The following is a 23,546-nucleotide window of genomic DNA, read 5'->3' as shown; positions in this document are numbered from 1 at the left end:
CCCACGTGTCCCGCGCCACGTCGCCCCTCGCCGAGCGCGGCGCCGCCTAGAGTTGAGGCCGTGACGACCCCCGCGTCCATGCCTGCGGCCGCGTCTGCGTCCGGGTGGGAACCCGACGTGCTGCCCGGCTACTGGCAGCAGACGTTGACACTGGGCCCCGATCCCGACGGTGAGGGCGAGTTGGTGGCCACGCTGGTCCGCCGCGGCGACGCGGTCGCCGCCCGGGCCGCGGTGCTGGCGCTGCACGGTTACACCGATTACTTCTTCCACACCGAACTGGCCGACCGGTTCGCCGCCCGCGGGGTGGCGTTCTACGCCGTGGACCTGCACAAGTGCGGACGGTCGTGGCGCACCGGGCAGACCCCGCACTTCACCACGCGGCTGGACGGCTACGACGACGAGTTGCGGCGTGCCCTCGACGTCGTGGCCACCGAGACCCAGGCTGCCTCGGTGTGCGTGTACGGCCATTCCGCGGGCGGGCTGATCGCGACGCTCTGGCTGGATCGGCTGCGGGGTGCCGACGCGCTCGGACCCGTGGGCGGACTCGTGCTCAACAGCCCGTTCTTCGACCTGCACGGCCCGGCGATCCTGCGGTCGGCGCCCACCACGGCGGCGCTGGCCGCACTGGGCCGGTGGCGCAAGCTGGCCGTGATCCGCAAGCCCACCCCCGGTGGCTACGGCACGTCGCTGCACCGTGACTTCGACGGCGAGTTCGACTACAACCTGGACTGGAAGCCCGTCGGCGGCTTCCCGGTGACGTTCGGCTGGATCAACGCGATCCGGCGCGGGCACGCGCGCCTGCACCGGGGACTCGACGTGGGCGTGCCCAACCTGGTGCTGCGCTCGGACCACAGCGTCACCGAGACCGGCGGGCCGGGCTCGCTGGCACGCGGCGACGCGGTGCTCGACGTCGCCCAGATCGCGCGCTGGGCGGGCTGTGTCGGCAACCGCAGCACCATCGTGCCGATCGTCGACGCCAAGCACGACGTATTCCTGTCCCTACCGGAGCCGCGCGAGGCGGCCTACCGCGAACTCGACGCCTGGCTGGACGGCTGGCTCGTCGACCGAGAGAAAGCTGACGGGTGGAGCACTACGACCTGACCATCATCGGGACCGGCTCGGGAAACAGCATCCCCGACAGCGGATTCGACGAACGCTACGGCTCGATGCGGATCGCACTGTGCGAGCAGGGCACGTTCGGGGGCACGTGCCTCAACGTCGGCTGCATCCCCACCAAGATGTTCGTCTACGCCGCCGAGGTCGCCCAGACCGTGCGGCGTAGCGGGCGCTACGGCGTCGACGCCCACGTCGACGACGTCCGGTGGCCCGACATCGTCGACCGCGTGTTCGCCGGCCGCATCGACCCGATCGCCGCGGGCGGCGAGCAGTACAAGCGCAGCCTGGCCAACGTCGACGTCTACGACAGCCACACCCGGTTCGGGCCCACGCGGGCCGACGGGCGCTACGTGCTGCGCACCGCCGACGGCGACGAGTTCACCTCGGATCAGGTGGTGCTCGCGGCCGGCTCCCGGGTGCACGTGCCCCCGGCGATCGCCGACTGCGGCGTGAAGTACTACACCAGCGACGACGTGATGCGCATCCGGGAACTGCCGGAGCACATGGTGATCGTGGGCGGAGGTTTCGTCGCCGCCGAGTTCGCGCACGTGTTCTCGGCCCTGGGCGTGCGCATCACGATCGTGGTGCGCGGCGACGGCCTGCTGACCCACTGCGATCAGACCATCTGCCATGCGTTCACCGATCTCGCGGCCAAGAAGTGGGACGTCCGCACGCACGAGAACGTGATCGGCTCCCACCAGGCCGACGGTCACATCGTGCTCGAGCTCGACGACGGTGAGGAGTTGGCGGCCGACGTCCTGCTGGTGGCGACGGGGCGCACGCCCAACGGGGACCGGCTCGACGCGCACCTGGCCGGCGTGGAGGTCAGCGAGGGCGGCCTGGTGGTGGTCGACGAGATGCAGCGCACCACCGCGCGCGGCATCTGGGCACTCGGGGACGTGTCGTCGCCGTGGCAGCTCAAGCACGTCGCCAACCACGAGATGCGGGTGGTGCGTCACAACCTGCTGCGCGACTGGGACGACACCGCGTCGATGATCGCCAGCAACCACCGCTTCGTGCCGTCGGCCGTGTTCACCGATCCACAGATCGCCACGGTCGGGTTGACCGAGACCGAGGCCCGCGCACAGGGATTCGACGTCGCGGTGAAGGTGCAGCGCTACGGCGACACGGCCTACGGCTGGGCGATGGAGGATCAGACCGGCGTCTTCAAGGTCATCGCCGACCGGGCCACCGACGCGATCCTGGGCGCCCACGTCATGGGGTATCAGGCCTCGACGTTGATCCAGCCGATCATCCAGGCCATGAGTTTCGGGCAGCCGGCGAGCCAGGTGGCGACGGGCCAGTACTGGATCCATCCGGCGCTGTCGGAGGTCATCGAGAACGCACTGCTCGGGCTGTGAGCGCGACGCCGACGATGACGGCGAACAGTCCGACGACGACGAAGCCGGCGTAGTCGAGGTTCACCACCTCGGTGTCGGTCAGCAGACCCAGCAGCACCACCACGCCGACGACGAGCGCCACGACCACCGACAGCGTGGTCACGGTGAGGTTGTAGTACACCTTGCGAATGGGGCGCAGGAACGCCCAGCCGTACGCGCGGGCCATCAGCACGCCGTCGGCGGCGTCGAACAGGCTCATGCCCGCGGCGAACAGCACCGGCAGCACCAGCATCGCGTACCACGGCAGCGCGAACGCCACGCTGCCCGCGGCCAGCACCAGCAGCGCGACCTGGGTGGCGGTGTCGAAGCCGAGGCCCATCAGCAGGCCCACCGGGTAGAGCTGCCAGGGCGCGGTGACGCGCCGGGTGACCCGGCTCAGCAGCCGCGCCAGCACGCCGCGGCCGTGGAGGTGGCGCTCCAGCTCGGCCTCCTCGGCGCGGGCGTCGAACTCGCCGCTGCGCATGCGGCGCAGCACCGTCAGGATGCCGGTGAGCGCCACCAGGTTGGTCAGCCCGATCAGGATGAGGAACACCCCCGCCACCAGCGATCCCACCAGGCCGAGGGTGGTGAGCAGCGGCGAGTTCTCGTCGGCGACGGGTCCGGCGAGGGACCGCACGCCCAGTGCCAGCAGCAGCGTGAGCGCGAACACCACGCTGGAATGTCCGAGGGAGAACCAGAATCCGGTGCTCAGTGCGCGCCGCCGTTCGCCGACGAGCTTGCGCGCGGTGTTGTCGATGACGGCGATGTGGTCGGCGTCGAACGCGTGCCGCACGCCCAGCAGGTAGGCGGTGACGCCGACGCCGACGCCGAAGACGCCCGCCGATCCAAGTTCGAGGTGCTGCGGCGCGACGGCGAAGACCAGTACGCCCCAGCCCACGACGTGCAGGGCGGCGACGACCGCTGTCATGCCGGCGATGGACGTCCAGTCGGTGCGGTCGAACGCGACGCTCATCGGCGAAGCGTAGGCCCGACGCCGGAAATCTGTCCACGTGAACAGATGATCAGCCGTGCCTGGCGCCGATCCAGTGCAACAGGTCGTGCACGACGTCGTCGGCGAGGCGGTAGCTCACGGTGCGGCCCGCGCGCGTGCTGGTCACCCACCCCTGTCCGCGCAGCACGCGCAACGCTTGGGACACCGCGTTCTCGGAGCGGTCCAGCTCGGCGGCCAGTTCCCCGACGCAGATGCCGGGCCGCTGGTGCAGGGTCAACAGGATCTCCAGCCGGTGCCGGTCGGAGAGCAGGTCGAAGCGTCGCGCCCAGCCTTCGGTGTCGACGTCGCGGTCCACCCTTGCAAACTACAACGCCTGCCCACGACGACCGCGCTTCTCAGTCGAGGAAGCCGTGCAGCAGCGCCGCCGAACCCCAGACGTGCGCCGCGGTCACCTCGGCGGCGGTCTCGGCGTCGCCGGCCAGGATGGCCATCACGATGGCCTCGTGCTGCTCGTCGGAGTGGGCGATGTTCACCCCCAGCAGCGGGATCTGGTCGAGCAGTTCGTTGATGCGCATCCGGTTCTCGGCCACCAGCGGTACCAGCGACGGCGTCCCGGCGGCCTCGGCGATGGCCAGGTGCAGCCGCGAATCCAGGCGCCGGTAGTCGTCGGGCTCGGCTTCCCGGACGTCGGACAGCCTGCCCCACAGTGTTTCCCGCTCGGCCGCGGTGAGCGTGCGCCCCGCCGCCAGCCGCGCCGCACCCACCTCGAGCACCTCGCGCAGGCGCAGCGCATCGTCGATGTCGTTGCGGCTGAACCGGATACCGTCCGGGCTCGGGGTGGGCTGCTCCTCGGCGAGGAACGTGCCGCCGTAGCGGCCGCGACGCGACACCAGGTAACCGGCATCGGCCAACGACTTGATGGCCTCGCGGACGGTGTCCCGGCTGACGCCCAGCCGCGACGCCAATTCCCGCTCGGGAGGCAAGGACTCACCCGGGGCCAGCACCCCGAGCCGGATGGTCTCCAGCAGCCGGGCCACCGTCTCCTCGAAGGCGTTGCCCAGCCGCACCGGACGCAGCAGTCCGCCTGCGGGCTGCGGCTCCGGTTCGGCTGTCACGGCTGACTCCCTCTGTGTCGACTGACCGTCTCGACGGCGGCTATCGGGTTACAGGGGCGTCACGTACGCCGAGCTGATGCCGCCGTCGACCAGGAACGTCGAACCGGTGATGAACGACGCGTCGTCGCTGGCGAGGAACGCCACCGCCGCGGCGAGTTCCTCGGGTTCGGCGAAGCGGCCCACCGGGATGTGCACCAGGCGCCGGGCGGCGCGCTCGGGGTCCTTGGCGAAGAGTTCCTGCAGTAGCGGCGTGTTGACCGGCCCAGGGCACAGCGCGTTGACCCGGATGCCCTGCCTGGCGAACTGCACGCCCAGTTCCCGCGACATGGCCAGCACGCCGCCCTTGGACGCCGTGTAGGAGATCTGCGACGTCGCCGATCCCATCACCGCCACGAACGACGCCGTGTTGATGATGGCGCCCTTCTGCTGCGGCACCATGTGCCGCAGCGCCGCCTTGCAGCACAGGTACACCGACTTCAGGTTGATGTCCTGCACGCGTTCCCACGCGTCGAGTTCGGTGTTCTCGATCAGGTCGTCCTCGGGCGGGCTGATGCCGGCGTTGTTGAACGCGATGTCCACCGAGCCGTACTTCTCCGCGGCGGTGTCGAACAGCGCGTCGACGGCCACCTTGTCGGCGACGTCGACGGGCACGAACAAGCCTTCCAGTTCGTCGGCGACGGCCTTGCCGGTCTTCGGATCGATGTCGCCGACGACGATGGTGGCGCCCTCGGCCCGCATCCGCTTGGCGGTGGCCAGGCCGATGCCGCTGGCGCCGCCGGTGATGACGGCGACCTTGCCTGCCAGCCGCTGGGTGAGGTCGACTCTGCTGATGGTGTCCGACATGGTCAGTTGTTCTCCTTGACGGCGAAGAAGACGTTCTTGGTCTCGGTGAAGTGCAGCGGGGCGTCGGGCCCGAGTTCGCGGCCCAGGCCGGATTGCTTGAAGCCCCCGAACGGGGTGCTGTAGCGCACCGACGAGTGCGAGTTGACGCTCAGGTTGCCCGACTCGACGGCCCGCGACACCCGCATGGCGCGCGAGAGGTTCTCGGTCCAGATCGACCCGGACAGCCCGTAGGGCGTGTCGTTGGCCAGGGCGATGGCGTCGGCCTCGTCCTCGAACGGCAGCACCGTCACCACGGGCCCGAAGATCTCCTCGGTGACCGTGCGGTCGGTGCGCTGCGGCAGCAGCACCGTCGGCGGGAACCAGTACCCCGGTCCGGTGGGCGCGCTGCCGCGGAATGCGACGGGGGCGTCGTCGGGCACGTAGGCCGACACGGACTCCCAGTGCGCCTTGGCCACCAGCGGTCCCATCTCGGTGTCGCGGACGGTGGGGTCACCCACCACGACGCCCTTGACGGCGGGCTCGAAGAGTTCCATGAAACGATCGAACACGTTGCGCTGCACCAGGATGCGACTGCGGGCGCAGCAGTCCTGCCCGGCGTTGTCGAACACGCCGTAGGGGGCGGTGGCCGCCGCGCGCTCCAGATCGCAGTCGTCGAACACGATGTTGGCGCTCTTGCCGCCCAGTTCCAGGGTGACGCGCTTGACCTGGGCCGCGGCACCCGCCATCACCCGGGTGCCCACCTCGGTGGATCCCGTGAAGACGAGCTTGCGGACGTCCGGGTGCGTGACGAACCGCTCCCCCACCACCGAGCCCTTGCCGGTGAGGACCTGGAACAGGTCGGGGTCCAGGCCCGACTCCACCGCCAGCTCGCCCAGGCGCACCGTGGTCAGCGGCGTCCACTCGGCCGGCTTGAGCACCACGGCGTTGCCTGCCGCGAGCGCCGGCACGAAACCCCACGACGCGATGGTCATCGGAAAGTTCCACGGGGTGATGACGCCGACGACGCCCAGCGGCTCGTGGAACGTCACGTCCAGCCCGCCGGCCACCGGGATCTGCGCCCCCGACAACCGTTCCGGGCTGCCGGCGTAGAAGGTGAGCACGTCGCGGACGTGGCCGGCCTCCCACTCGGCGTTGCCGATGGGGTGCCCCGAGTTGGCGACCTCCAGGGCGGCGAGTTCGTCGACGTGCGCGTCGACGGTCGCGGCGAAGGCCCGCAGCGCCGCGGCGCGTTCCGCGGGCGCCAGCCCGGCCCAGCGCTTCTGCGCCGCCACCGCGCGCGCCACGGCGTCGTCGACGGCGGCCACGTCGAGTTGCTCGACGTCGCGCAGCACCTCCTCGGTGGCCGGGTTGATCAGGGTGGTCATCAGATCCTCTCTGCCGTGTACTGACTTGCCGCAGCGACGATTCCGGCGAACAGCCGCAGGTCGTCCAGACGTTCCTCGGGGTGCCACTGCACGGCGACGACGAAGGCGTCGCCCGGCAGTTCCACCGCCTCGATCACACCGTCGGCCGCGTCGTGTGCGGACACCACGAGCCCGTCGCCGAGCCGGTCGATGGCCTGATGGTGGTAGCACTGCGCCTGGGTGTCGGCACCGACGAGCGCGTTCACCCGGGTGCCGGGCACCGTGACGATGTGCGACGTGGTGAACACGGCGTTGCCGGCCTGGTGGCGGGTGTGGCCCAGCACGTCGGGCAGGTGCTGGTGCAGCGTGCCGCCCAGCGCCACGTTGAGCACCTGCGCCCCGCGGCAGATCCCGAGCACCGGCAGCCGACGGGCGAGGGCGCGGCGCAGCAGCGCGAACTCCCAGGCGTCGCGGTCGAGGGCGGGCACGTCGGTGGTGGCGTGCGGCGCATGGCCGTAGGCCGCCGGGTTGACGTCCTTGCCGCCGGTGATCACCAGGCCGTCGATGCCGTCGAGCACCCGGTCGACGATGGCCTCGTCCACCGGTTGCGGCGGCAGCAGCGTCGCGATGCCGCCGGCCCGCGTGACGCCTTCGAGGTAGATGGCGGGCAGGAAGCTCGCCACCACGTCCCACACGCCCGTCTGCGCCTGTTGCAGATAGGTGGTCAGCCCGATCACGGGACGGATCGGGGCCCCGCCGCTAGAGCCGTTCAAAGCCACGCACCCGCTCCCAGTCGGTGACGGCGGCGTTGAACGCCTTGAGCTCCACCGCCGCGTTGTTCAGATAGTGGTCGACGACGTCGTCGCCGAAGGCGGCACGCGCCACGGCCGACTCGTCGAAGAGCCGCGCCGCTTCGGCAAGCGTCGTCGGAAGACGTTGCGCGCCCGCGGTGTACGCGTTGCCCTGGCATGCCGGCTCCAGCTCGAGTTCGTTCTCGATGCCGTGCAGCCCGCCGGCGATGAGCGCCGCGGTGGCGAGGTACTGGTTGACGTCGCCGCCGGGCGCGCGGCACTCCATGCGCATTCCCTGGCCGTGGCCGACGACCCGCAGCGAGCACGTCCGGTTGTCCAAGCCCCACGCCACGGCCGTCGGCGCGAAGCTGCCGTCGACGAAGCGCTTGTAGGAGTTGACGTTGGGGGCGTAGAACAGGGTCAGCTCGCGCAGGGTGGCCAGTTGCCCGGCGATGAAGCTCTTGAACATCGCCGACATGCCCAGTTCGTCGGCGTCGTCGGCGAACACCGCCGACCCGTCGGTACCGCGCAGCGAGATGTGGATGTGGCAGCTGTTGCCTTCGCGCTCATCGTATTTCGCCATGAAGGTGAGACTCTTGCCGTGCTGGTCGGCGATTTCCTTCGCGCCGTTCTTGTAGATCGAGTGGTTGTCGCACGTCACGCGGGCATGGTCGTAGCGGAACGCGATTTCCTGCTGCCCTAGGTTGCACTCGCCCTTGACGCCTTCGCAGTACATGCCCGCACCGTCCATGCCGAGGCGGATGTCGCGCAGCAGCGGCTCCATGCGGGTGGAGGCCAGCATCGCGTAGTCGACGTTGTAGTCGGTGGCCGGCGTCAGCCCCGCGTACTTCGACGCCCAGGCCGCGCGGAAGGTGTCCTCGAAGACCATGAACTCCAGCTCGGTGCCCACGTAGGGCACCAGCCCGGCCCGCTGCAGGCGGTCGATCTGGGCGTTGAGGATGCTGCGCGGCGCCTGGACGACGGGCGTGCCGTCGGTCCAGGACAGATCTGCCATCACCAGGGCGGTCCCCGGCAGCCATGGCAGCAGTCGCAGGGTGTCGAAGTCCGGCGTCATCACCATGTCGCCGTACCCGGTCTCCCAGCTCGAGATCGCATACCCGTCCACGGTGTTGTTGTCGACGTCGACGGCCAGCAGGTAGTTGCAGCACTCCGCGCCGTGCGCGGCGACGTCCTCGACGAACAGCCGCGCCGACACGCGCTTGCCGGTGAGCCTGCCCTGCATGTCCGTGAAGGCCACGATCACGGTGTCCACCTCGCGGTCGGCGACCAGCCGCTCCAGTTCCGATCGCGACAACATGCCGGTCTGGGCGGTGCTGCGTGGCGTCACTGGTGCGCTCCCTCGTCGGCGGGTCGAAAAGTCAACCAAAGGCGTCCGAACGGTGTTCGGGCGCCTCGTACAGATTTACACGACTGTCACTGCCAAAGGTAGGACAGCAGACCAATGCAGTCCTATCGTTCCACACGAAGAGGAAGGGGATCACCGTGCCAGAAGGCCACGAAGTACTCGACGAAGACGAACTGCACCTGGCGTCGCTGGGCTACACCCAGGAACTCAGCAGAACCTGGTCGAGCTTTTCCAACTTCGCCATCTCGTTCTCGATCATCTCGATCCTGGCAGGCTGTTTCACCTCGTTCGGGTTGGGGTGGAACAACGGCGGCCCCGCGGCCATCGCCTGGGGCTGGCCCATCATCTCGGTCTTCATCCTCGTCATCGGCCTGTGCATGTCCGAACTGGTGTCCGCCTACCCCACCTCGGGCGGGATCTACTGGTGGGCGGCCAAACTCGGCGGCGTCAAGGCCGGCTTCTACACCGGGTGGCTCAACCTCATCGGCCTCATCGCGATCCTGGCGTCGGTGGCGTACGGCTGCGCGACGTTCCTGGACCTGACGCTGTGCACGTTCAGCGACTCATGGCTGGCAGGCTACAGCCTGACCCGCGTGTTCGTGATCTTCGTCGTCATCCTGGTGATCTCGGCGGTCATCAACATCTTCTCCAGCCATCTGCTGGCGGTCATCAACAACGTCTCGGTGTGGTGGCACGTCATCGGCGCGGTGGCGGTGGTGGTGATCCTGTGGGCGCTGCCCGCGCAGCACGCCAGCTTCTCCACGGTGTTCGCGACCACGGTCAACAACACCGGCTTCTTCGGCGGAGAGACCGGCATCGGGTTCATCTTCTTCGTCCTGCCCATCTCGGCGATCCTCACCCAGTACACGATCACCGGCTACGACGCGTCGGCGCACCTGTCCGAGGAGACCAAGAGCGCGGCCAACGGTGCAGCCAAGGGCATTTGGCGATCCATCTTCTACTCCGCGATCGGCGGCTGGATCCTGCTGCTCAGCTTCCTGTTCGCGGTCCAGGACGCCGACGAGGTCACCGCGAAGGGCGGTGGCGTGGCCAACATCTTCAGTCAGGCGCTGGACAAGAACTGGATGGTCGTCGTGCTGCTGATCTCCACGGCCGGGCAGTTCTTCTGCACCACGGCGTGTCAGACCAGCTCGTCGCGCATGCTGTTCGCATTCAGCCGCGACCGCGCCGTGCCGGGGCACCAGCTGTGGGCCAAGGTCAACAAGACCAAGATCCCCGCCAACGCGGTGGTGGTCACCGCCGTGCTGGCGGCCGTGATCACGCTGCCCGCGCTCGTCGAGGTCGACATCAACGGCGCCCCGGTGCCGGTGGCGTTCTTCGCCGTGGTGTCCATCGGCGTGGTGGGCCTCTACCTGTGCTTCGCGGTGCCGATCTACTACCGCTGGAAGGCAGGCGACGACTTCCCCGTCGGGAAGTGGAACCTGCGCGGGCACCATCGCTGGATGGCGCCGGTGGCGCTCGTCGAGATCCTGGTGACGTCGTTCATCGCGCTGTGGCCGACGTCGAATCTGGGCGCTCCATGGGATCCGGGCTTCGAGTGGAAGTACGTCAACTACACCCCGCTGCTGGTCGGTGGCGTGCTGATCCTGCTCTACGTGTACTGGCACGCGTCGGTGAAGAAGTGGTTCACCGGACCCATCAAGCAGGTGCAGCTGACGGACTCGGGCGAAGAGATTCCCGTGGAAGGGGTCTGAGGTACGACCGGAGCCGTGGTGCGTACCGGCACCTCACCAGGTGCTGGTACGCATCACGATCTCGGCGGCCAGCTGGGCGGTGGACTCCGACGCGTTGCGCCTGCCCTGCAGTTCGACCACCCGGTAGTCGCCGTACACGTAGCGTTGGCTGGCCCGTGCGATGGAGCGCGCGGCCGGCGTGCTGACCAGGGCCGTGGTGTTGACCTCGACGGGCGGGCACTGCGCATCGCGGACGACGCCCGCCTGATCGGGCACGCAGGGATGCCCGCGGTCGATCACCACCAGCCCGATGAAACGATCCAGCCGCGTGGCCGCCAGTTCCCACGCCAGCTCTCCGCCGACGCGATCCCCCACCAGCAGCGCCCACCGCACGCCGAGCGTGTCGAGGATGCCGACGATCGACTTGGCCGACAACTTCGGATCGGGCGCGACGACCACCGTCTTCAGCGACGCGTTGTGCAGCCGCGCGCAGACGCCCTCGTAGGCCGACGGCGCCTGGTTCGCGGCGCCGAGCAAGACCACGACGGACCCTTGTTCGGGGCCCGACACGTCGACGGTCGCGGGCATCCCGTCGACGGTGAGAACGGTCGAAGGCATTGCTCGACGCTACAGGGATTGATCACGAGCGGCACGAGTTTTCACTGCAGGCGAGCTGCCTGTTTGGCCGCGACGTCCTGAAACGTCTGGGGCAGCTGGGCTTTGACGGCGATCGACGGGTTCGGCGTCGGGAACGCGACCGCGAAGACCGCGGCCGCGGCGGCGTTGGAGAACCAGAAGTAGACGCTGTTCTCCTGATTGCCCAGCCGCATGGTCTGGCGGTAGACGAGCGTGTCCGGCGCCGCCGACGGCAACCGCGTCGTCGTCATAGGAATGCCCGCAGACGACCGGTCGAAGAACGTCTCGAAACGCGCGCAGCGTTGCGCCTCGGCGGCCAGTGCCGCGAGGTCGAGCCGCCACGACAGCACGGTGACGTGGATGCGCGCGCCGTCGTAGCCCACGACGTAGCGCAGTGCGCTGCCGTTGCCGCGCTCCGCCGACGCGGCGATGACCCTGCTGAGGCCCTCCGAGCAGCCCTGCGGCTCGGAGTCCATGGCCGGCGGTCCGCCCTGGGAGTCGGGTTGGCCGGGCTGCTCCTCGATGCGCTGATACTGGACGCCGGGCGGGAAGTCGGCCTCGGTGAGCACGACGTTCTGCAACCGCGCCCCCGGCCAGGTGGCCGCACCGGTGACGACGTGGCCGCACCCGGCCACGAGTGTCAGCACCAGCACCGCGATCGTCGCACCGAGCGCGCGCATGATCAGTCCGGCAGGGTGAGGATCTCGGCGCCGTCGTCGGTCACCACGAGGGTGTGCTCGAACTGCGCGGTCCAGCGCTTGTCGACGGTGGCGACGGTCCAGCCGTCGTCCCAGATCTCGTACTCGAGGCCGCCGAGGTTGATCATCGGCTCGATGGTGAACGTCATGCCCGGCTCGAGCACGGTCTCGACGGCGGGTTGGTCGTAGTGCAGCACCACCAGCCCGTTGTGGAACGTAGTGCCGATGCCGTGTCCGGTGAAGTCGCGAACCACGTTGTAGCCGAAGCGGTTCGCGTACGACTCGATGACCCGGCCCACTGCCGAGAGCGCGCGGCCCGGCTTGACGGCGCGGATGGCGCGCATGGTGGCCTCGTGGGTGCGCTCGACGAGCAGTCGGTGTTCCTCGGACACGTCGCCGGCCAGGAACGTGGCGTTGGTGTCGCCGTGCACGCCGTCGACGAACGCGGTGACGTCGATGTTCACGATGTCGCCGTCTTCGATCACCGTCGAGTCGGGGATGCCGTGGCAGATGACCTCGTTCAGCGAGGTGCAGCAGGACTTCGGAAAGTCCTTGTAGCCCAACGTCGACGGGTAGGCGCCGTGGTCGATCATGTACTGGTGGGCGATGCGGTCCAGCGCGTCGGTGGTGACGCCGGGGGCCACGGCGCGACCCGCCTCGGCCAGCGCGTTGGCGGCGATGCGGCCCGCGACGCGCATCTTCTCGATGACCTCGGGGGTCTGCACCCACGGTTCGGAGCCCTCGCGCACGGTGGGTTTCCACACGTATTCGGGGCGCTCGATGCCGGCGGGTACCGGCAGGGTCGGCGAGACGACGCCGGAGCGGAGGGCGGAACGAACGGCCATCAGCCCAGCTTAATCGTCGGCAGGCGGGAGTCCGAGTTCCCGGACGTCGACCGAGCCGCTAGCCGCGACGGAAGCGGTTCATCACGGCCCGCTTGGGCCCGCGGATGTCGATGGACCCGCATAGGCTGCGCCCGGTGAGCACGACGTGGGGCCTGCCCTCGGCGGGGGCGTCCCTGCGGTGGTCGCGGGCGCTGCCGACGATCACCTCGACGTCGTCGATCGACGCGCTGGCCCCGTCGGGCAACCGGATGTCGACCGAGCCGAACATCATGTCGAGTTCGATGACCACGATGGGGCCCGCGAACCTGGCCTTGGTGAGGTCGAGGTCCACCGAACCCATCCGGCGGGTCAGTGCCAGCCGCGTGGGCACCACCCACTCCCCTTGGCGTTTGAGCGATCCCAGGACGCCGCGCAGTTCGACGCGGTCGGTGGCGGTGGTGACGATGGCGCCGGGGCCCGGCAGGTCGTCGACGAGCGCCGCGAGTTCGGCCTGCAGCCGGGCACTGGCGACGGCGGCGGAGCGTTCCTCGAACTCGTCGATGTCGATGAGGCCGAGGGCGACGGCGTTGTGGAGGCGGCGGAGGGTGCCGTTGCGGTCCGCATCGGAGATGCGCATGTGTCCGGCATCGGAGATGCGCATCTGTCCGGCATCGGAGATGCGCATCTGTCCCGCGTCGGAGATGCGCGTGCTGGCGGCGTCCTGGTCGGTCATGTCGACCACCAGGTTACCCAGCTCAGGACGGATACTCGGGACGGATACTCAGGACAGATAGCCGTCGGGCATGCCGTTGAACATGTCCCGGCACATCCGCACCGCGTACTCGGAGCTGCCGCCGCCGACGATCAGCGCGGCGAACGCCAGATCGCCGCGGTAGCCGGCGAACCAGGCGTGCGAACCGCCGTCGAACTCGGCCTCCCCAGTCTTGCCGCGGACGTCGCCGGAGCCGTCGAGGTCCTTGGCCGTGCCGTTGGTCACCACGAGCCGCATCATCGGCCGCAGCCCCTCGACCATCTTGTCCGAGATGGGCGCACCGGCGTCGGTGACCTGGGTGGGCCTGCCTTCGATGAGCCGCGGCACGGGCGTCTTGCCCGCGGCGACGGTCGAGGCGACCAGCGCCATGCCGAAGGGGCTGGCGAGCACCTTGCCCTGGCCGAAACCGTCCTCGGTGCGTTCGGCGAGGTTGACGGTCGGGGGCACCGACCCGGTGACGGTGTTGATGCCGTCGATGACGTAGTCGGTGCCGATGCCGTACTGCGCGGCCGCGGTGGTGAGCCCGCGCGGCGGCATCTGGCTGGCCAGTTCGGCGAAGGTGGTGTTGCAGGAGCTGGCGAAGGCCCGCGACATGGGCACGGTGCCCAGGTCGAAGCCGCCGTAGTTCGGCACGGTGCGGTGGCCGATGTCGAGGTGTCCGGGGCAGCCCAGCAGTGTGTTCGGCGTGGCCATGTCGCGGTCGATGGCGGCACCTGCGGTGACGATCTTGAACGTGGAGCCCGGCGGGTAGAGGCCCATGGTGGCGGCGGGTCCGTCGGCGTCGGCGGCGGCGTTCTGCGCGATGGCCAGGATGTCGCCGGTCGAGGGCCGGATGGCCACGATCATCGCCTTGCGGCCCACCATGTTGACGGCGTCCTGCGCGGCATCCTGGACGGTGCGGTCCAGGCTGATGGTCACCGAGGGGGCGGGGGCGCCGGCCACCTCGTTGAGCACGGCCACCTCGGCGCCGTTCTGGTTGACGCTGACGACGCGCCATCCGGCATCGCCGTCGAGCCGGTCTTCGACGGCCTTCTTGACCTGGTCGACGATCACCGGCGCGAAGGTCGGGTCGGTGGGGATGAGGTCGGGCTGGGGGGTGATGACGACGCCGGGCTTGTCGGCGAGGACACCCTTGACGCGGTCGTTGTCCGCCTGGTTGAGGGTCACGAGCGGCAGGGGCGTGGTCGAGGAGCTGGCGATCTCGGCGAGCCGCTGGGGTTCGAGGGTCGGGTCGAAGGGGCGCAGCGCGTCGGTGACGGCGGTTGCCGTGCGCATGAGGTCGCCTGCGGCGGCCTTGGCGTCGAGGGCGTAGCCGTACCGATACCCGGGCACCAGCACGTCGGTGCCGCCGCGTTCGTTGACCGAGGCACGCCGCGGGGCGTCGGCGCGCAGCATGAACTTCTGGTGTTCGCCGAGGCTGGGGTGCAGGCCGGCGGCGCTCCACCGCACTTCCCAACGACCCTCGTCACGGACCATGTTGAGTTGGCCGTCGTAGGTCCAGGTCCGGTCCTTGGGCAGGTGCCAGGTGTAGCGGTAGTTGATGCTCCCGGTGTCCCCGGTGTACTTCGAGCCGGTGACCTGGCCCTCGAAGCCCTTGGCCTGCAATCCCTTCCACGCCTCGTTGAGGGCAGTGCGGGTCTCCTCCGGCTTGTCGGACAGGTCGGCGGCGGCCATGGTGTCACCGGTGGCGAGCGCGGCGAAGAACGCCTCGGCCGTGGGTTCGGGTCCGTTGGGCTTGGGCGTGCAGGCGCTCAGCGCGCTCGCAGCGAGGACGGTGGCCGTCAGCAACGCCGCGACGCGTGATGCGGATGAGGTTAGCGATGCCATTGGGACGAATGTTAAAAGCGTTGCGTGTGTGATCGAGGGAGGCGCACCGAGACCACTTCGTGATCGCTCCGATACGTCTGCGGCCCGGCCGCGGCGACTCAGTCCAGCAGCACCGTGGCGAACGTGCCCACCTGGGCGAACCCGATGCGGTCGTAGGTGGCCCGGGCCACCGTGTTGAACGCGTTGACGTACAGGCTGGCGATGCGGCCGCCCCGCACGATGGCGTCGGCCAGCGCGGCGGTACCCGTCACGCCGAGACCGCGGCCCCGCCGGTCGGGATGCACCCACACGCCTTGGATCTGGCCCACGGCAGGCGATTGCGAGCCGACCTCGGCCTTGAACACCACCTCGCCGCGCTCGAATCGCGCCCAGGCGCGGCCAGCCGCGATCAGGCCCGCGACGCGCCTGCGGTAGCCGCGGCCCCCGTCACCCAGCCGGGGATCGATGCCGACCTCGCCGATGAACATCTCGATGGCGGCCACCAGGTAGGCGTCGAGTTCCTCCATCCGCACCCGGCGCACGCCGGGGTCGACGGCGCACTGCGGCGGTCCCGACATGGCCAGCAGCGGCTGATCGTCCCGGACGTCGCGGGCCGGACCCCACGCGGACTCCAGCCGATCCCACATCGGCAGCACCAGCGCCGCATGCCCGACCAGCGAGGAGCACCGCCGCGGCCCGGAGGTCGCCTTGTCCGCGAAGGCGCGGACGTCGGCGGTCGAGCCGCGCAGCGGGATCATGTTGGCCCCGCTGAAGCACAGCGATTCCGACGGCTGACGGCGCGTCCACAGCTCACCGCCGATGGCGGTCGGGTCGACGCCGTGCTCGGCGACGCGGGCGGCCACCATGCAGGAGCCGACGGGATCGTCGTCGAGGACCCGGTGCACCGCAGCGGCGTCGTGCACCACGGTGACGCGGCGCTCGTCGGCGAGACGAAAGAGCGGAGGAGCCGACATCGAGACTCTTTCTGCGACTACTGCGGGTGTCGAGGCATGGTGACCCCGGTCACCGGGATCTCCGCTCAGCTTACGGTGACCACCGGGGGTCCGCTGGTAGATGCCCCGTCACCGTCGCTCTCGGCGGCGATGCGCATGGCCTCTTCGATGAGCGTCTCCACGATCAGCGCCTCGGGCACCGTCTTGATGACCTCGCCCTTGACGAAGATCTGCCCCTTGCCGTTGCCGGACGCCACGCCCAGATCCGCCTCGCGGGCCTCACCGGGTCCATTGACCACACAGCCCATGACGGCCACGCGCAGCGGAACCTCCATGCCCTCGAGGCCTGCGGTCACCTCGTTGGCCAACCGGTAGACGTCGACCTGGGCCCGCCCGCAGGACGGGCACGACACGATCTCGAGGCCGCGCGGCCGCAAGTTCAGCGACTCGAGGATCTGGTTGCCGACCTTGATCTCCTCGGCGGGCGGCGCCGACAGGGAGACGCGGATGGTGTCCCCGATCCCCTTGCTCAGCAGTGCGCCGAACGCGACGGCCGACTTGATGGTGCCCTGGAAAGCGGGCCCGGCCTCGGTGACGCCGAGGTGCAGGGGGTAGTCGCACTGCGCGGCCAGCTGCTCGTAGGCGGCGACCATGATCACCGGGTCGTTGTGCTTCACGCTGATCTTGATGTCGCCGAAGCCGTGCTCCTCGAACAGCGACGCCTCCCACAGCGCCGACTCGACGAGCGCCTCGGGGGTGGCCTTGCCGTACTTCTCCAGCATCCGCTTGTCGAGCGAGCCGGCGTTGACCCCGATGCGGATGGGGATGCCCGCCGCACCGGCCGCCTGGGCGACCTCCTTGACGCGGCCGTCGAACTCCTTGATGTTGCCGGGGTTCACGCGCACCGCGGCACACCCCGCGTCGATGGCGGCGAAGATGTACTTCGGCTGGAAGTGGATGTCCGCGATGACCGGGATGTTGGCCTTCTTCGCGATGATGGGCAGCGCGTCGGCGTCCTCCTGACGCGGGCACGCAACGCGGACGATGTCGCAGCCCGACGCCGTCAGCTCGGCGATCTGCTGCAACGTCGAGTTGATGTCGTGGGTCTTGGTGGTGCACATCGACTGCACCGAGATGGGCGACTCGCTGCCCACCCCGACGCTACCCACCTTGAGTTGACGCGTCTTGCGGCGCGGTGCGAGCACGGGCGGCGGCGGCGCGGGCATTCCCAGGCCGATGGACGTGGTCACAGAGGATTCTCCTACTGGAAGAGCCGGATCGGGTTGACCAGGTCGGCGGTGACCGTCAACAGCATGTAGCCGCCCACCACGACCAGCACCACGTAGGTGGCGGGCATCAACTTGAGGTAGTTCACCGGGCCGGCGGCGACGAGCCCGCGCGCCCTGCGGATCATGTTGCGCACCTTCTCGTAGGTGGCGATGGCGATGTGGCCGCCGTCGAACGGCAGCAGCGGCAACAGGTTCACCGCACCCAGCACGAAGTTCAGCTGGGCCAGGAAGAACCAGAACATCACCCACAGCCCGTGGTCGACGGTGTCGCCGCCGATGATGCTGGCGCCCACGACGCTGATCGGGGTTTCCTTGTCGCGTTCACCGCCGCCGATGGCGTCGACGAGGGCGCCCACCTTCGACGGGATCTTCGCCAACGACTTGCCCAGCTCGACGGCCAGGTCGCCGGTGAACGCGAACGTCGCGGGCACGGCCGACAGCGGGTTGTACTGCGTCGGCAGGAACACCTCGGGCGCGATGCCGACGGCGCCCACGCGCGTCGGCGCCGCGGCGTCCTCGGACGTCCAACGCTGCGCCGAGGCCACGTCGACGGTGGTGGTGAACTCGCGGGCCTGGCCGTTCTCGGTGCGCTCCACGACGAACGGCGTGGGCCCGTCGAGCTTGCGCACCGCGGCGACGAGGTCGTCGAACGTACCCACCGGGGTGTCCCCCACCTTGGTGATGACGTCGCCCTGCCGGATCCCTGCCAGGGCGGCGGGGCCGGGGCCCTCGCACCGGCCCATCTCCGTCTTGGACACCTGCGACGCCACGCACGCGGTCTCGCCGACCATGGCGTTGGTGGGCTGGTGCAGGTTGGGCAGACCCCAGGCGATCGCGATGCCGTAGATCAGCACCAACCCGATCACGAAGTTCATCGCGGGACCGGCGAACAGCACGGCGACGCGCTTCCACACCTTCTGCCGGTACATGGCATAGGGGTACTCGCCGGGCTTGAGTTCCTCGACCGCCGTCATGCCCGCGATGTCGCAGAACCCGCCCAGCGGCACGGCCTTGACGCCGTACTCGGTCTCGCCGAGCCGGTTGGGTCGCCTGGTGGACCACACCGTCGGCCCGAAGCCCACGAAGTACCGTCGCACCTTCATTCCGGTGGCGCGTGCCACCCACATGTGACCGCATTCGTGCAGTGCCACCGAGACCAGAATGGCCAGGGCGAACAGCACGATGCCCACTACGAACATCATCGGGCGAACATCATCGGGCGCTGAGGACCTTCCGTGAGACGGCTTGCCGGGCGGCTTCGCGTGCCCAGCGTTGCGCGTCGAGTACGTCCTCCACGGTAGCCGGTTCGGCGGCCCACTGGTCTGCGGCGTGCACCACCTCACCCACCGTGTCGACGATGGCGGGGAACGCGATGCGGCCGTCGAGGAACGCCGCGGCGGCCTCCTCGTTGGTCGCGTTGTAGACCGCAGGCAGGCAGCCACCGCGGCTGCCTGCGTGGCGGGCCAGGTCGACGGCGGGGAAGACGGCATCGTCGACGGGCTCGAATTCCCAGGTGGACGCGGTGGTCCAGTCGCACGCGACCGCGGCTCCCGGCACCCGCGCCGGCCAGCCGAGGGCCAGCGCGATGGGCAGTTTCATGTCGGGTGGGCTGGCCTGCGCCAGCGTCGAACCGTCGGTGAACGTCACCATGGAGTGCACGATCGACTGCGGGTGCACCACGACGTCGATGCGGTCGTAGGGGACGCCGAACAACAGGTTCGTCTCGATGAGTTCGAGGCCCTTGTTGACCAGCGACGCCGAGTTCAGCGTGTTCATCGGGCCCATCGACCACGTGGGGTGGGCACCGGCCTGCTCGGGCGTCACGTCGCGCAGGGCGTCGGCCGACCAGCCGCGGAACGGGCCACCGGAGGCGGTCAGCACCAGCCGCGCCACCTCGTCGGCGGTGCCGCCGCGCAGGCACTGCGCCAGCGCCGAGTGCTCGGAGTCCACCGGGACCAGCTGGCCGGGCGCGGCGGCCTTGAGCACCAGGGGGCCACCGGCCACCAGGGACTCCTTGTTCGCCAGCGCCAAGCGGGCGCCGGTGGCCAGCGCCGCGAGCGTCGGCTTCAGTCCGAGCGCCCCCACCAGGGCGTTGAGCACCACGTCGGCGGCGGTCTCCTCGACCAGGCGGGTGGCGGCGTCGGGGCCGGCGAAGGTCACGTCGCCGATGCGTTGCGCCGCGTCGGGGTCGGCGACGGCGACGGCGGTGACGCCGGTCTGGGCGCGCTGGCGCGCCAGCAGGTCGGCGTTGCCCCCGCCCGCGGCGAGCCCGACCACCTCGAAGCGGTCGGGGTTGGCGGCGATCACCTCCAGCGCCTGGGTACCGATCGATCCGGTGCTACCGAGCACCAGGACGCGCACACGCGAGGAGGTCACCCGTTCATTGTGCCGCGCGGCGGCCCCGGCGCCGAATCCCGCTGGGATCCAAATGTGACGTAGCTGTGACGTGCCGAGTCCGCACCCATCCGTACGCGTCCGCACCCCGAATGCCTGGTGTCATCCAGACCACGAAGGAGTGATCGAGCATGAACGCAGCACCCCGGAGATTGATCGCAGCGGCAGGGCTGAGCGCGGTAGCCGCGCTCGGTGTCGCAGCGTGTTCGAGCCAGACCGCCAGCGAGACGGCCAGCAACGTCTCGAGCAGCGCCAGCAGCATCTCGTCCAGCGTGATGAGTTCGTCCTCGTCGGCCCCCACGTCCAGCGCCATGGCCGAGCCCGCGTCCGGCCTGGTGGGCAACGGCTGCGCGGCCTACGCCGAGCAGAACCCGAGCGGCCCGGGCTCGGTGGCGGGCATGGCGGCCGAGCCGGTCGCAGTGGCCGCCTCCAACAACCCCATGCTCAAGACCCTCACGCAGGCCCTTTCGGGCCAGCTGAATCCCAACGTGAACCTGGTGGAGACCCTGAACTCCAACCCCGGGCTGACGGTCTTCGCGCCGACCGATGACGCGTTCGCCAAGATCGATCCGGCCACCATCGAGAAGCTCAAGACCGACTCGAACCTGCTCAAGAGCATCCTGACCTACCACGTGGTCGAGGGTCAGGCCAGCCCGGACAAGGTCGTCGGCACCCACAAGACGCTGCAGGGCGGCGAGGTCACGGTGACCGGCTCGGGCGCCGACATGAAGATCGGCGACGCCGGCCTGGTGTGCGGTGGCGTGAAGACCGCCAACGCGACCGTCTACCTCATCGACACCGTGCTCATGCCGCCCGCCAGCTGACGCACTCCTTCCCGAACGCAACACCCCATCACCATCGGCAACACCTGACGAAAGGACGCACGACATGCACGCCCTTCTCGGAACCACCCTCGCCGCGGCGGCCGCCACCGGTCTGCTGTTCGGCACGGCGGGCACCGCCACCGCCGCACCCGACCTGGTCGGACCCGGGTGCGCGGCCTACGCCGCGCAGAACCCGACCGGCCCCGCCTCGGTGACCGGTATGTCCACCGAGCCGGTGGCCGTGGCCGCGTCGAACAACCCGATGCTCACCACGCTCACCAAGGCGCTGTCGGGTCAGTTGAACCCCGAGGTCAACCTCGTCGACACGCTGAACTCGTCGCCGAGCCTCACGGTGTTCGCGCCCACCGACGACGCGTTCGCCAAGCTGGACCCGGCGACCGTCGAGAAGCTCAAGACCGACGCCAACCTGCTCAAGACCGTGCTGACCTACCACGTGGTCGAGGGTCAGGCCAGCCCCGCGCAGGTCGTGGGAACCCACAAGACCCTGCAGGGCGGCGACGTCACCGTGACCGGAATGGGCAACGACCTGAAGGTCAACGACGCCAACGTGGTCTGCGGTGGGGTTCAGACCGCCAACGCCACGGTGTACCTCGTCGACTCGGTGCTGATGCCGCCGATGTAGGCCCCCCACCGGAGACGGTCCGGCATCCCCTCCGCCGGACCGTCTCCCCTGGCCGCCTGAATCACCCTGCCCGGAAAGGCGTTGGAACCATCGTGTGGAGTCTCATCGCCATCGGGTTCGTCGGCGGCCTGATCACCGGCATCTCCCCCTGCATCCTTCCCGTACTCCCCGTGATCTTCTTCTCGGGGACGTCGGCGATGCGGGGGGATTCCGGCGTTCAGGGCCAGGGGTCGACGGCGACGCAGACCGTCTCGCGCACCCGGCCGTACCTCGTCATCGCCGGACTGGTCACCAGCTTCAGCGTGGTCACCCTCGTCGGTTCCGCACTGCTGTCCCTGCTGCACCTGCCCCAGGACGCCCTGCGCTGGGCGGCACTGGTCGCACTGCTCGCCATCGGCCTCGGCCTCATCTTCCCGCGGGTCGAGGCGCTCTTGGAGCGGCCGTTCGCCCGACTTCCGCAACGCCAATTCGGATCCGGTCGTTCCGGTTTCGGCCTCGGCCTGGCCCTGGGCGTGCTCTACGTGCCGTGCGCGGGACCGGTACTCGCGGCGATCGTGGTGGCGGGCGCGACCGGCACCATCGGGGTCGACGTCGTCGCGCTCACGGCCGCGTTCGCCGTCGGCGCGGCCCTGCCGCTGCTGGTGTTCGCCCTGGCGGGCCGTCGGGTCACCGAACGAGTGGCCGCATTCCGCCGCAGGCAGCGCGAGATCCGAGTGGTCGCCGGCATCGTCACGATCCTGTTGGCCGTGGCGCTGGTGTTCAACCTCCCCGCCGTGCTACAACGGGCCATCCCCGACTACACCGGCGCGCTCCAGGAGCGCGTCGGCGGGGACGACCTGCAGCTGGGTGGGTTGGTGAACGAACAGAACGCGGCCCTGTCCAACTGCACCAACGGCGCACCGCAACTCGAGAGCTGCGGCCAGGCACCCGACATCGTCGGGATCACCGCCTGGCTCAACACCCCCGAAGGCGCGCCGGTGAAGCTGTCGGCGCTGCGCGGCAAGGTCGTCCTGATCGACTTCTGGGCCTACTCGTGCATCAACTGCCAGCGCGCCATCCCGCACGTCGTGGGCTGGTACGACGCGTACCGCGACAAAGGGCTGGAGGTCATCGGCGTGCACACCCCCGAGTACGGCTTCGAGCGCGTGACGGACAACGTCCGCCAGGGTGCGGCCGATCTGGGGATCACGTATCCGGTGGCACTCGACAACGGCTATTCGACGTGGACGAACTACCGCAACAAGTACTGGCCCGCGGAATACCTGATCGACAAGCAGGGCGTGGTGCGGCACGTGAAGTTCGGTGAGGGCGACTACGCGGTGACGGAAAACCTGATCCGCCAACTGCTTTCGGAGGGCTCCGCCGAGGAACTGCCCGCGGCGACGGAGGGAACCGACGCCACGCCCACGGGCACGCTGACGCCGGAGACGTACTTCAGCGTCGGCAAGATGGTCAACTACGGCGGCGCGGGCACCTACGACGAAGGGGTGCGACGCTTCGACCTCCCACCCCAGCTGGCACCGGACACCTTCGCCCTGCGCGGCGAATGGGCGCTGGACTATCAGGGCATCACGGCCCGGTCGCCGGACAACGCGATCGCGCTGAACTATCACGCACACGAGGTGTACCTGGTGGTCGGCGGCGAGGGGACCGTCACCGTGGTCAAGGACGGCAAGACCACCACGATCCCGGTCAGCGGACCGCCCAACGCGAAGCAGATCGTCTCGGGCGACGCCGATTCCGGCACGGTGACCGTGTCACTGTCCCCCGGACTGCAGGCGTTCTCGTTCACCTACGGCTGACGCTGCCCGGTCGTGATCGGCACACCCCGTGTCGGTGGGGTGCGGTAGAATCGAACACGTGTTCGATGCTTGGTCTGATCTCGACGACACCACCCTGCTGGTGACCGTCGGCCTGGAACTGCGCGCCGAACGCCGCGCCACCGCCGCCAAGGTGATCGCCGCCGGGACCTTCCTGCACTGCCGACTGGCCGCGGCCACCCCCGCCAGCGGCCTGTGGGCCGTCGACGACGTCGGCGCCGCCGCCGCGGAATTGGCCGCAGAACTGGGCATCAGCCGCTTCCGGATCCAGCCGTTGATGGAACTGGG

23 protein-coding genes and 1 pseudogene are annotated in these 23,546 nt (G+C 69.5%); 7 read left to right on the top strand and 17 right to left on the bottom strand.

Annotated features, from left to right (window positions below; translation table 11 throughout):
• Nucleotides 1-78: 78 nt before the first annotated feature.
• Nucleotides 79-1,101, top strand: a complete 1,023-nt coding sequence (locus AC30CM_RS22590) for an alpha/beta hydrolase (RefSeq protein ID WP_490119164.1) — start codon at nt 79-81, stop codon at nt 1,099-1,101.
• The gene (gene mtr / locus AC30CM_RS22585; protein WP_490119146.1) at nt 1,083-2,477 is read left to right on the top strand and encodes a mycothione reductase; all 1,395 of its coding nucleotides are present in this window, start codon (nt 1,083-1,085) and stop codon (nt 2,475-2,477) included. The genes AC30CM_RS22590 and mtr overlap by 19 nt, the downstream gene beginning before the upstream one ends.
• Here mtr and AC30CM_RS22580 read toward each other — a convergent pair.
• From AC30CM_RS22580 to AC30CM_RS22550, 7 genes are read right to left on the bottom strand one after another with little or no spacing between them, the layout of a single operon-like run.
• Entirely contained in the window at nt 2,449-3,468 is a 1,020-nt protein-coding gene (locus AC30CM_RS22580) for a HoxN/HupN/NixA family nickel/cobalt transporter (RefSeq protein WP_490119145.1), read from the bottom strand. The genes mtr and AC30CM_RS22580 overlap by 29 nt on opposite strands.
• A 49-nt stretch (nt 3,469-3,517) precedes the next feature.
• Nucleotides 3,518-3,802 carry an ArsR/SmtB family transcription factor gene (locus AC30CM_RS22575; RefSeq protein ID WP_490119144.1) on the bottom strand — a complete coding sequence of 95 codons (285 nt, stop codon included), beginning with the start codon at nt 3,800-3,802 and terminating at the stop codon, nt 3,518-3,520.
• 40 nt (nt 3,803-3,842) lie between these two features.
• Complete coding sequence (locus AC30CM_RS22570; protein WP_490119143.1) at nt 3,843-4,562, bottom strand: FadR/GntR family transcriptional regulator; 720 nt, start codon at nt 4,560-4,562, stop codon at nt 3,843-3,845.
• A 48-nt stretch (nt 4,563-4,610) separates the two neighbouring features.
• The gene (locus AC30CM_RS22565; RefSeq protein ID WP_490119142.1) at nt 4,611-5,405 is read right to left on the bottom strand and encodes a 3-oxoacyl-ACP reductase; all 795 of its coding nucleotides are present in this window, start codon (nt 5,403-5,405) and stop codon (nt 4,611-4,613) included.
• A 2-nt stretch (nt 5,406-5,407) separates the two neighbouring features.
• The gene (locus tag AC30CM_RS22560; protein ID WP_490119141.1) at nt 5,408-6,769 is read right to left on the bottom strand and encodes an aldehyde dehydrogenase family protein; all 1,362 of its coding nucleotides are present in this window, start codon (nt 6,767-6,769) and stop codon (nt 5,408-5,410) included.
• Nucleotides 6,769-7,485 carry a gamma-glutamyl-gamma-aminobutyrate hydrolase family protein gene (locus AC30CM_RS22555; RefSeq protein WP_490119140.1) on the bottom strand — a complete coding sequence of 239 codons (717 nt, stop codon included), beginning with the start codon at nt 7,483-7,485 and terminating at the stop codon, nt 6,769-6,771. Before AC30CM_RS22555 ends, AC30CM_RS22560 begins: the two co-directional genes overlap by 1 nt.
• Before the next feature lie 22 nt (nt 7,486-7,507).
• Nucleotides 7,508-8,857 (bottom strand): glutamine synthetase family protein, encoded by a 1,350-nt coding sequence (locus AC30CM_RS22550; RefSeq protein ID WP_490119163.1) that lies wholly within the window; start codon nt 8,855-8,857, stop codon nt 7,508-7,510.
• A gap of 185 nt (nt 8,858-9,042) precedes the next feature.
• Here AC30CM_RS22550 and AC30CM_RS22545 point away from each other — a divergent pair, with 185 nt between their 5' ends.
• Nucleotides 9,043-10,620: an amino acid permease gene (locus tag AC30CM_RS22545; RefSeq protein ID WP_490119139.1), complete on the top strand. Its 1,578-nt coding sequence runs from the start codon at nt 9,043-9,045 to the stop codon at nt 10,618-10,620.
• Between the two features lie 33 nt (nt 10,621-10,653).
• On the opposite strand, the gene AC30CM_RS22540 is transcribed toward AC30CM_RS22545, so the two are convergent.
• From AC30CM_RS22540 to AC30CM_RS22495, 10 genes are all read right to left on the bottom strand, one after another.
• A complete protein-coding gene (locus tag AC30CM_RS22540) occupies nt 10,654-11,217 on the bottom strand; it encodes an alpha/beta fold hydrolase (RefSeq protein WP_490119138.1) in 564 nt (187 codons plus the stop codon).
• Between the two features lie 41 nt (nt 11,218-11,258).
• A complete protein-coding gene (locus AC30CM_RS22535) occupies nt 11,259-11,915 on the bottom strand; it encodes a hypothetical protein (protein WP_490119137.1) in 657 nt (218 codons plus the stop codon).
• 2 nt (nt 11,916-11,917) lie between these two features.
• Nucleotides 11,918-12,778: a type I methionyl aminopeptidase gene (gene map, locus AC30CM_RS22530; protein ID WP_490119136.1), complete on the bottom strand. Its 861-nt coding sequence runs from the start codon at nt 12,776-12,778 to the stop codon at nt 11,918-11,920.
• Between the two features lie 58 nt (nt 12,779-12,836).
• Nucleotides 12,837-13,442 (bottom strand): DUF1707 SHOCT-like domain-containing protein, encoded by a 606-nt coding sequence (locus AC30CM_RS22525; RefSeq protein ID WP_490119162.1) that lies wholly within the window; start codon nt 13,440-13,442, stop codon nt 12,837-12,839.
• Between the two features lie 96 nt (nt 13,443-13,538).
• Nucleotides 13,539-15,356, bottom strand: coding sequence for a penicillin-binding transpeptidase domain-containing protein (locus tag AC30CM_RS22520; protein ID WP_490119135.1), 1,818 nt, complete (start codon nt 15,354-15,356; stop codon nt 13,539-13,541).
• A 98-nt stretch (nt 15,357-15,454) separates the two neighbouring features.
• The gene (locus tag AC30CM_RS22515) at nt 15,455-16,309 is read right to left on the bottom strand and encodes a GNAT family N-acetyltransferase (RefSeq protein WP_490119134.1); all 855 of its coding nucleotides are present in this window, start codon (nt 16,307-16,309) and stop codon (nt 15,455-15,457) included.
• Between the two features lie 65 nt (nt 16,310-16,374).
• On the bottom strand, nt 16,375-17,514 hold the full coding sequence (gene ispG, locus AC30CM_RS22510; protein ID WP_490119161.1) for a flavodoxin-dependent (E)-4-hydroxy-3-methylbut-2-enyl-diphosphate synthase: 1,140 nt from the start codon (nt 17,512-17,514) through the stop codon (nt 16,375-16,377).
• A gap of 35 nt (nt 17,515-17,549) precedes the next feature.
• On the bottom strand, nt 17,550-18,779 hold the full coding sequence (locus AC30CM_RS22505) for a M50 family metallopeptidase (RefSeq protein WP_490119133.1): 1,230 nt from the start codon (nt 18,777-18,779) through the stop codon (nt 17,550-17,552).
• Between the two features lie 10 nt (nt 18,780-18,789).
• Complete coding sequence (gene dxr / locus AC30CM_RS22500) at nt 18,790-19,953, bottom strand: 1-deoxy-D-xylulose-5-phosphate reductoisomerase (RefSeq protein WP_490119132.1); 1,164 nt, start codon at nt 19,951-19,953, stop codon at nt 18,790-18,792.
• Between the two features lie 4 nt (nt 19,954-19,957).
• A complete protein-coding gene (locus AC30CM_RS22495) occupies nt 19,958-20,284 on the bottom strand; it encodes a hypothetical protein (RefSeq protein WP_490119166.1) in 327 nt (108 codons plus the stop codon).
• Here AC30CM_RS22495 and AC30CM_RS22490 point away from each other — a divergent pair.
• The 4 genes and pseudogenes from AC30CM_RS22490 to AC30CM_RS22475 form a co-directional block, all read left to right on the top strand.
• Nucleotides 20,247-20,795: a fasciclin domain-containing protein gene (locus AC30CM_RS22490; protein ID WP_490119160.1), complete on the top strand. Its 549-nt coding sequence runs from the start codon at nt 20,247-20,249 to the stop codon at nt 20,793-20,795. The genes AC30CM_RS22495 and AC30CM_RS22490 overlap by 38 nt on opposite strands.
• A 64-nt stretch (nt 20,796-20,859) precedes the next feature.
• Nucleotides 20,860-21,438, top strand: coding sequence for a fasciclin domain-containing protein (locus AC30CM_RS22485; RefSeq protein WP_490119131.1), 579 nt, complete (start codon nt 20,860-20,862; stop codon nt 21,436-21,438).
• Between the two features lie 92 nt (nt 21,439-21,530).
• Nucleotides 21,531-23,240 carry a cytochrome c biogenesis protein DipZ gene (locus AC30CM_RS22480; RefSeq protein WP_490119130.1) on the top strand — a complete coding sequence of 570 codons (1,710 nt, stop codon included), beginning with the start codon at nt 21,531-21,533 and terminating at the stop codon, nt 23,238-23,240.
• A gap of 58 nt (nt 23,241-23,298) precedes the next feature.
• Nucleotides 23,299-23,546: pseudogene (locus tag AC30CM_RS22475) on the top strand (HNH endonuclease); the annotation flags it as partial.

Source organism: Mycobacterium sp. DHQP2018-32-09 (genome assembly GCF_058148405.1).
Note: the sequence above shows the minus strand (reverse complement) of the source record. Positions and strands in the feature narration are given on the sequence as shown.